General features: G+C 26.2%; 8 protein-coding genes, 5 tRNA genes and 1 other annotated feature. All 13 genes read right to left on the bottom strand.

Translation table 11 applies throughout. From position 1 onward, the window contains the following. Positions 1-26: 26 nt before the first annotated feature. A complete protein-coding gene (gene addA / locus ACYUET_RS14055) occupies positions 27-3,752 on the bottom strand; it encodes a helicase-exonuclease AddAB subunit AddA (RefSeq protein WP_460280623.1) in 3,726 nt (1,241 codons plus the stop codon). A 24-nt stretch (positions 3,753-3,776) separates the two neighbouring features. Next, positions 3,777-7,235: a helicase-exonuclease AddAB subunit AddB gene (gene addB / locus ACYUET_RS14050; RefSeq protein WP_460280621.1), complete on the bottom strand. Its 3,459-nt coding sequence runs from the start codon at positions 7,233-7,235 to the stop codon at positions 3,777-3,779. Between the two features lie 41 nt (positions 7,236-7,276). Continuing rightward, positions 7,277-7,786 carry a GNAT family N-acetyltransferase gene (locus tag ACYUET_RS14045; RefSeq protein ID WP_460280619.1) on the bottom strand — a complete coding sequence of 170 codons (510 nt, stop codon included), beginning with the start codon at positions 7,784-7,786 and terminating at the stop codon, positions 7,277-7,279. A gap of 116 nt (positions 7,787-7,902) precedes the next feature. Then, a tRNA-Ser gene (locus ACYUET_RS14040) sits at positions 7,903-7,993 on the bottom strand. 25 nt (positions 7,994-8,018) lie between these two features. After that, positions 8,019-8,109: transfer RNA gene (locus tag ACYUET_RS14035), tRNA-Ser, on the bottom strand. Positions 8,110-8,691: 582 nt separating this feature from the next. Next, positions 8,692-8,782 (bottom strand) — tRNA-Ser (locus tag ACYUET_RS14030). A gap of 34 nt (positions 8,783-8,816) precedes the next feature. Beyond that, positions 8,817-8,907: transfer RNA gene (locus ACYUET_RS14025), tRNA-Ser, on the bottom strand. A gap of 227 nt (positions 8,908-9,134) precedes the next feature. Next, the gene (gene serS, locus ACYUET_RS14020; protein ID WP_460280617.1) at positions 9,135-10,412 is read right to left on the bottom strand and encodes a serine--tRNA ligase; all 1,278 of its coding nucleotides are present in this window, start codon (positions 10,410-10,412) and stop codon (positions 9,135-9,137) included. Between the two features lie 56 nt (positions 10,413-10,468). Next, positions 10,469-10,671 (bottom strand) — a binding site (T-box leader). 62 nt (positions 10,672-10,733) lie between these two features. Beyond that, complete coding sequence (locus tag ACYUET_RS14015) at positions 10,734-10,970, bottom strand: DUF1667 domain-containing protein (RefSeq protein WP_460280615.1); 237 nt, start codon at positions 10,968-10,970, stop codon at positions 10,734-10,736. Between the two features lie 22 nt (positions 10,971-10,992). Continuing rightward, the gene (locus ACYUET_RS14010; protein ID WP_460280613.1) at positions 10,993-12,378 is read right to left on the bottom strand and encodes an FAD-dependent oxidoreductase; all 1,386 of its coding nucleotides are present in this window, start codon (positions 12,376-12,378) and stop codon (positions 10,993-10,995) included. Positions 12,379-12,394: 16 nt separating this feature from the next. Next, positions 12,395-12,907 carry a 3H domain-containing protein gene (locus ACYUET_RS14005; RefSeq protein ID WP_460280611.1) on the bottom strand — a complete coding sequence of 171 codons (513 nt, stop codon included), beginning with the start codon at positions 12,905-12,907 and terminating at the stop codon, positions 12,395-12,397. Positions 12,908-12,938: 31 nt separating this feature from the next. Beyond that, positions 12,939-13,457, bottom strand: a complete 519-nt coding sequence (locus tag ACYUET_RS14000) for an HDIG domain-containing metalloprotein (protein ID WP_460280609.1) — start codon at positions 13,455-13,457, stop codon at positions 12,939-12,941. 92 nt (positions 13,458-13,549) lie between these two features. Beyond that, positions 13,550-13,625: transfer RNA gene (locus ACYUET_RS13995), tRNA-Ala, on the bottom strand. Positions 13,626-13,696 lie beyond the last annotated feature (71 nt).

Below are 13,696 nucleotides of genomic sequence, written 5' to 3'. Positions count from 1 at the left end.
ACGTTTTAGTAAAGCCCTTTATTTATTTATATTATTTCTATTTCCTTATCTAAGAAGAATGAATATAAATAACTTTGTTTAACTTTTCTTCCTGTCATCTTAAATATTGAATTACTATAATATATTAATTGTTTTTTATATTTTTCAATTAAATCAAATTCATTATTTTTTTCTATATAATCTGTTTTATAATCTAAAAGTATTAATTCATTATTTTCTTCAAAAAAACAATCTATAATACCTTGTAGTCTTATTTTTTCATTATTATATTCTTTAGATAATGTATTATCTAGTTCTAGACTACTTATTTCTGTATAAAATGGAATTTCTCTATATATCATGCCTCCAAGCTTATGAACTTTTATCAATCTCTTACCTAACCCGCTTCTGAAAAAGTTTAATATTTTATACGGATTAATAGCATTAAGCTCTTCTTTTAAGATAAATTCTTCTTCATATAGATTTTTTAATTGCTCTTTAATTTCTTCTAATGAATTAACTTTATCAAAATCTATTTTCTTCATTACAAAATGTACCGCTGTACCTCTTTCAGCTGCTGACAGTCCTTTTTCTTCTTGAAGGAATTTAGGAGTAATAATTTCGCTTGAATCTTCATATAAATTAATAGTTTCATTATTCTCTTCAGCATTTCTTTTTTTTAAGTCAGATACAGATATATTACTTTTAAGTTTTGTTGATTCTTTAAAAATATATTCATATCCTAATCTTCTATTAATCTCATACTCCATATTCTTATCTACATTCTTATCTAATATTGATACTTTATTATTGTTATCATCAACTATCTCATCTAATATATTTCCAGATTTTAAAGTTTCTTTGTTCCATATATTAATACTCCAATTAGACAAATCATTCTTACATATTTCATTTGAATACCCTAAAGTTTCCCTCAATACACTCCCATCTTTATGTTGAGATAAAGCCATTCCAATCCAATCTATATATGACTTACCTTTCAAAACTTCACTAGATAATATAAGTTTATTATCCAATATGGCTGCATTAAACCACTTTTCTATAGACTTCTCAATATCTCTTACTGCACCTGTTATAATTAATTTTTCCTTTGCTCTAGTGAATGCAACATATAATATCCTCATTTCCTCAGATAACGTTTCTAATCTAATACTCTTTTTTATCGCTTCCTTTGGTAATGTAGTCATGCTAATCCTTTTTTCTAAATCTATAAAATCCGGTCCTATTCCTAATTCATCATGATATAAAATTTTATTATTTAAATCCATTAGGTTGAAATTCTTTCCTGTACCCGCCAAAAATACTACTGGAAATTCTAATCCCTTACTTTTATGTATACTCATAATTCGTACTACATCTTCATTTTCTCCTAATATTTTGGCACTTCCCATATCCCCTGATGATTTAGTAAGTTTATTTATAAAGTTTATAAAATTAAATAGCCCTTTAAAACTAGTTTCACCAAATTGCTTTGCTCTTTGGAAAAGTATTTTTAAATTTGCTTGCCTTAAAACTCCGTTTGGCATTGCTCCAACATATCCATAATATGCAGTATCCATATATAAATACCAAATAAATTCATCAATAGGCATATATATTGATTTTTTTCTCCACTTATCAATACTTCTAATTATATATTCGCATTTATCTCTTATTTCTTTTGATAATAACTCTTCTTGAATAATCTTATTTATATTTTCGTAATAATATCGATCCTTATCTATAAGCCTTATATCACTTAATTCTTCTGCTGTAAGACCTATAATAGGTGAATTTAGAAATGCTAACATTGGTACATCTTGCATAGGATTATCAATTACTTTTAATAAAGACATAATTGTTCTAATTTCTATTGATTCAAAATATCCTGATCCAGTATCTGCATATACTGGAATTCCTGCTAAACCAAGTTCATCTAATAATACTTCAGACCAATTTTTTGTTGCTCTCAATAAAATTACTATATCCTTATACTTTAAATTCCTATATTTTCCTGTTTCACTATCTAAAACTTTAAATTTATTATCATTATTTTTAGACATTAATTCATTAATTCTATTTACAATGATTCTTGCTTCAAAATTAATATCACCTATTTCCTCTTCATCTACATCATCTTGATCTGTTTCTCCTAATGATTCACTATCTTTTTTATTTAATATATTAACTTCTATAGATCCGCCAACTATATCTTCTTCATTGTCTTTTAAAGGGTAATTTGCACCTAAATTTAATGATTCATCATCCGTATATTCTAATTCTCCTACATTTTTAGACATAACTTCTTTGAATATATAATTTACTCCATTTATAATGCCTTCTCTACTTCTAAAATTCTTATATAATTGTATCTTTCTATTTTTTCCCTCGTCTAATGAGTAAGTATTATATTTATCAATAAAAAGTTCTGGTTTAGCCTGTCTAAATCTATATATACTTTGTTTTACATCACCAACCATAAATACATTAGGATTATTAGAATTCTTTCTAGATACTAATTCTATTATTGCTTCTTGTACATTATTAGAATCTTGATATTCATCAACTAATACCTCTTCAAAATATTCTTTAAATTTTTCTGCTATACTAGATGGAATTATGTTATTATCTTCATCTCTATCTGTTAATATCTTTAAACATAAATGTTCTAAATCATTAAAATCCAATATATTTTTTTCTTTTTTCTTTGCACTAAATCTATCTATAAATTCAGATACAAGTACTGTTAACTCTTTTACATAAGGATAAGATAATTTAATATTTTTTAACATCTCACTAGGGTTTGTTGAAAATGTACTTTCTAATAAAGAATTTATTTTCTTTTTTACATGCTCTCTAATTTGTTTAACTAACGCTTGTGCATTTTCATCACTTACAGTATTTTTCTTTATTGTTTTTAATCTATTAAACTTTATTTTATATAACGAATCATATAAATTCTCTAAATTAGAGTCTATGTTATCATAAGCATACTCTATAGATTCTAATTCACTGCTAAACCCTTCTAAATACGGTTCTAATCCTTCTGTATCATTAATTATATTTATTGCCTTATCCACCATCTTTATATAACTTTCTAGTTCAATCTTTATACTTTGCTTTAATACATTTACCCAAGGCGTTTTATCTAGTTCATCTAAAGTATTTATATTAAAAGATTCTGAAGATTTTTCTAACCATTCCTTCGGCCAAGGTCCAGACATTGTAAAACCATATAATTTTAAAACTAGCTCCTTTAATGATTCATCACTCTTATAATTACCAAAAGCCTCAAGAAATTTTATAAATTTCTCATTATCCTCATCATATTTATCATCAAATAACTCCTCTATAACTTCCATTTTTAAAAGAATTCCTTCTGTTTGATCAGATATTCTAAAAGATGGATCTAAATCTATTTTATGAAAGTTATTTTTAATTACATCTAGACAGAAAGAATGCATAGTTGTAATATTAGCTCTATTTAATAGAGTTAACTGTTTTTGGAGGTTTTTAGAAGCTGGATTTTCATCTAGTTTTTTTGATATTGCATTAGCTATTCTTTCTCTCATCTCTGCTGCTGCTGCACTTGTAAATGTAACAACTAGAAGTCTATCAATATCTATTGGATTATCTTCATTAGTAATTATTCTTATAATTCTTTCTACTAAAACAGCAGTCTTTCCTGATCCTGCTGCTGCTGCAACTAATAAATTGCATTCCCTTGTTGTAATAGCATTTAGCTGCTCATTTGTCCATTTAGTATCTCCCATAATATTCTACTCCTATTCAAATAGCTAATTTACTTCATTATCTACATCTAAATCAGATTTTATATTATTCCAAATCTCATCCTTAGATTTTTTCATTATAATTTTATATTTGTTGTCTTTTATACTACTATCAAATTGACATATAGAAGAAAAATCACAAAAATCACAATGAGTTTTATCTGAATTTTTAGTTGGTTCAATTTTTATATCGCCACATAACATATCTTCACATAAGTCAACCATTTTCTTATTTACATATTCTCTAAGCATATTAAATTGTTCTTCAGTAACAACATCACTATTAGCTTTAAAATCTCCATCCTTCTTTAAAGCTGCTGGAATAATTAAAGAATAACCTTCTGATTCAATTTTATTATCCATAGCCTTAACAACTCTGGCATCTTTTAAAATTAACCCGTTCATTTTTAAATTGCTTAATACTTCTTTTTCTATCTCTTCTTCATTCATTTCTTTACTACTCTTAATTATTGGATCATCTACTCTAAAATATAATATAGCACCAGGTAAAGCTTGTTTATGAAGTATATATTGTGAATTTCTAATTAAAGCATCTAAATAAACAAGTAATTGCATTTGAAGTCCATAATAAAGTTCGACTAAATCAAATTGTTTATTCCCTGTTTTATAATCTACAATCCTTAAATATGTATTACCCTCTAAATCTAAAGTATCTATTCTATCTATTCTTCCATTCAAATATACTTTTTCATTTGATGGTAGATTTAATACTATAGCTTCTCCATCTTTATAACTACCAAAAGAAAATTCATTATTAAATACTTCAAATTTTCCTCTTCTCATTTGTTCCGATATAACAGATACAGATTTAGATATAACTCTTTTAAATCTGTTAGAAAAATATTTATATTTGTTACTACTATTTAATATAGATCCTGTTTCTTCTTTTAATTTATTATCAATTAATTGTGATACAATATTCTTGCATTTTTGATTATCTAATTCAGACCAAGATATCTTTTCATTCTTAACTTTCTCTGTAAACAAATCTAAAATATCATGTACAAATGAGCCTAAATCCGGAGGCGCAAATTCATATATCTTACGATTTTTAGCTTTAAGACCATATTGAATAAAATATGAAAATGGACACTGAGCATATTTTTCTAATCTTGAAACACTAAATGCTAACTTTCCAGCATTGTTTTCATATAATAATTTTAATTTATCTCTATGTACTTTTTCACCTACATTAGTATAATTAAGCCCTTTAAACGTGTTTTCTAGCTTTATTTTAAACTCTGGATTATTCTTGAACCATCTATATACTTCTCCCCAATATTCTTCATCTACTTCTTCATTTTCAAATTCTCTTCTTAAAGCAAGTATTAATTCATTAAATGTTGGAATTGGAGAAATAACTTTGTTTAAATAATCATTTTTTTTATTTAAATCATACAAATCACTTTCTTCAATTAAATTAGGTAGTATTTTTTTAATTCTTGATATTACCGTTGATGGTCTTAAAGACTTTCCTTCAAAATCAGCCATTGGATAAGATAGAACTAAATAATTACTAGCTATTGTTAATGCAGTATATACTAAAAACTGCTCTTCGAATGCTTTAGTTCTAGTATCTGATGCCAAAACAATTCCAAGTTCTTTTAATTTTAATCTATCATTATCTGATAATACCCCTTCTTCTTTATGGGCACTTGGTAAAACACCATCATTAATACCAACTATATATAATGCTTTTACATCTCTTCCTTTTATTCTAGCAATATCTCCAACATTAACTTGATCTAAGGCAACTGGTATAACACCTATCTCTTCATTTTCAAAGCCTGAGTTTAATACCTTAAAGAATTCAAAAGGCTCCATTTCTTCAAAACCTATAACATCTACCGCTTGATCTAATATATCAATAACTATAGACTGTACTTGACTATATTCTTTGACTTTATCCTCTAATCCTAATTCTTCAAATTCTTTTATTAGAGTATTAATTTTTTCAAAGACTTTTATATCAACTAAAAACTCATATAAAGCCTTACATATATCTATTACTCTATTTTTACCAGATATACTTTTATGAAATGATGTAATGGAATTTTTAACTTGTTCCATTACATCAAAAATAGATAAATCTTCTTCTGTCATATCATTTTGCTTACTTACTTCTCTAAACTTATTTATTTCTTCTATATTCCATTTATATCCCTTTATTCCATGTTCTAAAACAAAATTTTCTAATCTATCAATGTCATAATTATTAATTCCTGCTAATCCACTCTTTAAATACTTAAATACACTTTCATATGACCAGTTTTTTATTAATACTTCAAAAGCAGAGCTTATCAAAATTATTAATGGATTATTTAATAATTTGATTTTTTTATCCATAAAAACTGGTATATTATAATTACTAAAAATAACAGATATTATTTTATTGTAATCATCAATATTTCTACAAACAACAGATATATCTTTGAATCTATAATTCTTATCTCTTACTAGCCTTGTTATATCTTGAGCTATTTTTTCAACTTCATCATAAATATTATTAGCTTTATAAAGTTTTACATCTTTATTTTTTCCTTTGTAAGGTTTAAAAGGATAAGCAATATAATATTTTTCTATGTGTCTTAATTCATTACTATTTCTAAATCTATATGGTTCTCTATCATTTAAATTAATAGGTGGCAAATACTCTATATTATTTTCTTCCATTAATAATAAAATCTTATTTTCTGTGCTTTCTATACAATTAAATACATTAGTGATATCATCATTAATAGTACATTCCACTTTATCCATACAAAGTGTTATATTAACTTTTGAAGTTTTTGATAATATTTTTATTATTTCTAATTGTTGTGGTGTAAAAGTTGTAAATTCATCTATCCAAATTTCACTTCCTGAAAATACATTATGTTTTAATAATTTTTTACTTAAAAAATATAATTCATCATCCGTATCTATATATGATTTATGCATTTTAAAATTAAATTCCTCATATATTAATGCTAGTTCTTTTATTTTTTCAATTAATTCATTATCATCTAGTTTATTCTCTAAAGATGTTAAACTATCAATATCTACATTATATTTTTTAAATTCAGTAATTACTTTAGAAATTATGTTATTAAAGCCCTGTTCCTTAGACATCTTTTTAAAATAGTTTAACTCACTAAATTTATCATTTAGAACTTTGTCAATTAACATATGCTTACCAGTATCCTTAATTATCTGTTTAACCCTACCCCCACATTCTTCAAATACTTTTTGGCACATAGTTTTAAAACTTAAAACTTGTGTTGTTAAAAGTGCCCTTTCTCCTATTTGTTTTAATATTTTATTTTCTGTAGTAAATGTATATTGTTCTGGAACTATTAAGACAGCATTATTTGATTTTCCACTTTCTATTAAACTTTTTATTGAATTTATACAAAATTGACTTTTCCCACTTCCTGCTCTTCCGTAAATAAATCTTATTCCCATAATGACTCCTATTAATCTTATATTTTAATAATATTATACAACTACATCTTTTTTGTAATTTCCATTATTATTATATCCATATATTTTCCATCTATATAATATTTATTTGGTTTTCTTTCTTTCTCTATGAAACCACATCGTTTATAACAGCTGATTGCTCTTAAATTCCCTGATACAACTTTTAATTCTACTCTCTTAACTTTTAATTCATCAAATAAATACTTTAATAATGTATTTATAGAATCTTTTCCGTATCCCCGATTCCAAAACTTCCTTCCAATAGTAACTCCTATTAAATAAGTACCTTTAGAGTCAATTTTTTCACTATAAGTTAAGAATCCAACCAAAACATTTTTTTCATTAATTATACTTAATACTTTTTTTCTATTAAAATATCTATCATTTATATCCTTTATTAAATCTGTATTTTTTTCTATATTGGTTGATTGATTGTTATATTTCCTTACTTCTTTATCATTACATAAATCATATAATCGTCTTAAATCTTTAATTTCTATTAGCTTTAAGTATATCTTATTACCTTTCAGCACAATATCTCCTATAAAAATTAATCTATCATACTATTATACTATTTATCAATTTAATACAATATTTGTAATTAATAAATTTTTGTAAAAAAAAACACCTAACATATTGTTAGATGTTTTGGCGGAGAATCCGGGATTTGAACCCGGGCGCCAGTTGCCCGACCTACGCCCTTAGCAGGGGCGCCTCTTCAGCCACTTGAGTAATTCTCCATGTGCCTTACATATAAATTTAAAATGGCGGAGAGATAGGGATTCGAACCCTAGGTACGCTCACACGCACGCCGGTTTTCAAGACCGGTGCCTTAAACCAACTCGACCATCTCTCCATAACTTACAGAAATTATTATATCAATCAAATTGGAAAGTGTCAACATAATTTTATAATTAATTGCTGTATATTTTTATTATTTATATATCTTGCAATTTAAAATCTACATTTGTTTAAATTATCTTGTTAAAGATAATTCCAAATTAAAAATTTGATTGTAGAAATCATATTGCAACATATGTATAATGAATAGAAAATATTTTATATACCTTTTAGATTCATTAATTCTTAATATCCATATTTTTTAAATATATATAAGTTTAAATAAAATATGTTCATTAATATAAATCTTGGAATATTTATAAAGGTTATAATTCATCAGTATAGTCATGAACTTATAGAAAAAAAATTATTATATATATGCATCTAACTAGATATTATTAATTAACTATATAATTTTCTATAAAAAATTATATATGTCTTAACTTAATAAAATATTTATATATAATCTAAAAATAAATATATTTTGTTTTTGATTTTAGATCATGTGTATTCCAAATTGCATTATAAATTACATAACAATTTAAATCTCTATAATTCCCTTAAAAATAAAAAGCATCTAACATATCGTTAGATGCTTTGGCGGAGAATCCGGGATTTGAACCCGGGCGCCAGTTGCCCGACCTACGCCCTTAGCAGGGGCGCCTCTTCAGCCACTTGAGTAATTCTCCATGTGCCTTCTAAATAATTTTTTATAAAAAAAAATGGCGGAGAGATAGGGATTCGAACCCTAGGTACGCTCACACGCACGCCGGTTTTCAAGACCGGTGCCTTAAACCAACTCGACCATCTCTCCGTGACTACATGAGTTATTATATCAACTTAATTTTATATTGTCAACTAAATTTAAAAACTTTTTTAATTTTTTATAAATATTATATATTATGTTGCAATAAGAATTGTCCAATAAACCAAAAATCTGTGTATTCTTTTGTTATACTTTTAAATTTATAACATATCTATAAATTAAAATAGATGTATTAAACTATAATTCTTCTTATAGTCTAATACATCTTTAATATATTATTTAATAAAATCTACAGCCATAAATCTCTTTATTGCTTCTGGAATTTCCACACTTCCATCTTCTTTTTGATAATTTTCTAATACTGCTGCTACTGTTCTTCCTATAGCTACTCCTGATCCATTTAATGTATGGACAAATTGAGGTTTATCTTTTGGTGTTTCTCTATATTTAATGTTTGCTCTTCTAGCTTGGAAATCTTCAAAATTAGAACAACTTGAAATTTCTACATATCTATTATAACTAGGCATCCAAACTTCTATATCATACTTTAAAGCTGCTGTGAAACCTAAATCACCTTTACATATTCTAACTATTCTATAAGGTAATCCTAAACCTTGTAAAACAGATTCTGCATCTGCTACTAATTTATTTAATTCATCATAAGAATTTTCTGGTTTACAGAACTTAACTAATTCAACTTTATTAAATTGATGTTGTCTAACAAGACCTCTTGTATCTCTTCCTGCTGATCCAGCTTCAGCTCTAAAACAGGCTGAGTATGCTGCATGTTTTATTGGTAAGTCATTACCATTTAATACTTCATCTCTATACATATTAGTTACTGGTACTTCTGCTGTTGGTATTAAGAAATATCCATTATTCTCAACCTTAAAAGCATCCTCTTCAAATTTAGGTAATTGTCCAGTTCCTACCATGCTTTCTCTATTAACCATATAAGGAGGTAATATTTCAGTATATCCATTTTCTACTGTATGCTTATCTAAGAAATAGTTAATTATTGATCTTTCTAATCTAGCACCTAATCCCTTATATACAGTAAATCTAGAACCTGCTACCTTTCCACCTCTTTCAAAATCTAAAATATCTAGATCTTTTCCTAAATCCCAATGTGCTTTAGCTTCAAATGTAAATTTAGTAGGCTCACCCCATCTTTTAATTTCAACATTATCTTCATCAGTTTCTCCATCTGGAACTTCTGGATTTGGAATATTAGGGATTCTTAGCATTATGTATTTTATTCTATCATCTATTTCATTTACTCTTACATCGAATTTTTTAATGTCATCCCCTAATTCTCTCATTTCCTTCATTATTTCAGTAACATCTTCACCAGCTTTTTTAAGTTTTGGAATTTCTGCTGAAACTTGATTTCTCTTTCCTTTTAAAGTTTCAACTTCTACTAATATCTTTCTTCTTTCTTCATCTAATGTTATTATTTCATCAATAACTGAAACATCAAAATCTTCTCCTCTGTTTGATAAAAGATTTTTAATTTCCTCTGGATTATTTCTAATTCTTTTTAAATCTAACATTATATTTTCCTCCTAAAAAATTTTTTATATAAAAAAAGAATCCTTCTCCCCCTAATAAAAGGGACGAAAGACTCCGCGTTGCCACCCTAATTAATAACATATAAATGTTATTCACTCTAAAAATTTAACGATATTATTACCGTACTGCTTAATTCACAGTCCCTCAAAGGTGGATTCATAATACCTGAATATCAGTTTACACCAACCACTGACTCTCTAAAAATCATAATATCATTACTAGCCTTATCTAAGGTTTTCATATTAACTTGTATTAAATATATTACAAAATACTTATATTTGTCAACATATTAAATCTTTCTTTTAATCATTATCACTAATTTTTTTAGTACTTATAATGTCTATACCTGTATTCATTATATTTTTACATATAATATCACCTATATTAACAGGACTACTAACATATATTCTACTAAGCACCTTAGAAAATTCTCTCCATAATTCTTTTTCTATTGGCTTATTACTTCTTACAGAAACTACTTTATTACGTTCATCGCCTTTTATTCTAACCAAACTTGTAAAGATATCTTTACTGCTCATAAATTAATTCTCCTTAAATATATTACATCTCTCTAAATTCCTTAATTCTAGTAGATAATATGTTAGAGTCTTTAGAATCTTCTACTATATCTAGAATATTTTTATTCATTTCTCTAGCTAATATTTTTATTATTTTAATATTACAATAAGACCCATTACAATTCCCAAGACCTACACCTGTACGTCTCTTTACTCCTTCTACTGTACGTGCCCCTAATGGTCTTCTAATACAATCAACTATTTCTCCTTCTGATATATTATTGCAAGCACAAACTATATTACCATATCTTTTATCTAAGGAAATTATTTCATTTCTTTCTTCTTTTGACATTTCATTAAATCTATATACATCTCTTCTTTTATCTACATAATCTTTTTTTCTAGTTACATTTAAACTATCCTTTAATTTATCCTTTATCATCATAGCAATAGCAGGTGCCATAGTAATTTTTCCATAATGAGTCCCTGTAACTTTTATATATCCCTTATCTAAATTATTATCATCTATTATAATTATATCTTTATCACATACTTCATTGAATATATTGCTTACAAATTCCTTTTTTCCCTGAGGAAAAATATTCTTTGCCATATCTATTCCCTCTTCTAATGTAAGCATGTGGTTACTTTTTATTCCTATTAAGTTTCCTTCTGATATTATTGGATTATTTATTATAAATGTTGAATCATCTATATCATCTATAAGTATAGTATTTAATTTATTCTCCATCTTATTTTCAAACAGTATGTAATTCATATTCTTATAATTACATTGTGGTTTATCTTCTGTAACCTCATTAGTTATTGTATTAATAACTACTTTACAGCTAAATTTATTCTTATTTGTAGTTACTTTAAATCCATTAGAGATGTTTTTAATATCTATTACTAGCTCCTCTAACCTAAAATTAACACCATTATCTGCAGCAACTTCTGCATAAGATATTGCTAAGTCATATGGTGAAATTACAGCAATATTTTCTGAATATAATGCCTTATCAATCTTTATATTTAGATTAGGTTCAATTTCATGTATTGCCATCTCATCATTTTCTATTATGTGTACTCCATCTATTCTACGTTCTTTTGCTATATTATACATAATATCTAATTTATTTTTTTGATTATTATTTGATGCTATTCTTAATGCTCCTGTTTTTTTATATGGTACATTAAACTTTTCACATGCTTTTTCTATTAGATTTCTCCCTATATTCTCCAATTTAGCCATAACATCATCAGAAGTTTCTGATCCATCATATATAACAGCTGTATTTATAAAAGAGATATCATCTGCTACATCATAGTCTTTTTCTATTAATGCTATATTCAGGTTATACTTTGATAATTCATAGGCTACAGCACATCCTATTATACCTCCACCTAAGATTAATATATCATAATCCATAGTTATACATTGCCTCCTAATCTGATATTATAAATGTATTCTCCTTCAATTCATTTATAATTAAATTTATATTCTCCTCATTGTCTGCTGATATAGTATGAAGGTGAACACCATTAGTTAAAACTGATAATAACTTTGCTTCCTGACCTTTATATTTTTTTGAAAACTTCTCTAAATCATTATAATTTTTAATCATTAACATTGCTCTAATTTCTCCATATAAAGGATGTTCTATAATAACATCTTCTATAGTTCCACCATATTTTATTACTATACCCATCTCACGGATTAAATCTCCTTCATTATGACTTACAGCTATAATTCTTCTTATTTTATTTATTTCTCTATTAATTATATATCCATCTGGAGTAGCTATTATATTTTTTCCATTAGCTCTAAGTATAGCTATATCTTTTACTATTATTTGTCTAGTAACTCCATATCTTTGGGCAATTTTAATTCCTTTTAATGGGACATCACTATCTACTAAGGACTTAAGTATATCTTTTCTTCTTTCAAGAGAATTCATAACTTTAAACCTCCTAATATAAAAATTTTACTTAATTCTGATCATCACATATTATTAATACTTTCAAATATAAGTTGTCTTCATCCATCCTATTAATGGTTGTATTGTGATGATTTTCTATACAGTATAAAATATCACTATCATAAACACCAATTTCTTCTAACATTTCTTTTCCCAAAACAGGATGATTATAATAATTATTTATTCTCTTACTTTTATTATACTTTAGAAATCTTCCTACCGTAAGCTTATTTATAATAATTACCAAAGCTTTTTCTATAGTATTTAGTGAACAACTTACTTTTCCTATATCATGTAATAATGCACATTTAGCCATCTTTTTTTCTTCTATAGATTCTATATTTTTATAATTATTAATACTTTCTATAGCTTCTTTGCATACTCTAAATGAATGAGCTCTATCAGATTTTCTCATTTTCATAAATAGTTTCTTCTCTAATTCAGTAAGATATTTATCTAAAAAGATAACATCATCTTTATAAAAAAAGGATGTTATTCCCCAAAAAAATTGTTTTATTCTATATATCATTTTATTATTTTCTCCTACTATATAATAAATATTTAATATATATTTTTAATTATAACAAAAAAAGCTATGAATTAATTCATAGCTTTTAATAATGGTGGAGATAAAGAGATTCGAACTCTTGACCCCCTGCGTGCAAGGCAGGTGCTCTCCCAACTGAGCTATACCCCCATAATGGTGGACCTTCAGGGACTCGAACCCCGGACCTACCGGTTATGAGCCGGTTGCTCTAACCAACTGAG

It is taken from the genome of Clostridium sp. CTA-5 (assembly GCF_054768135.1).
This window is presented reverse-complemented; position numbering and strand designations above follow the sequence as displayed.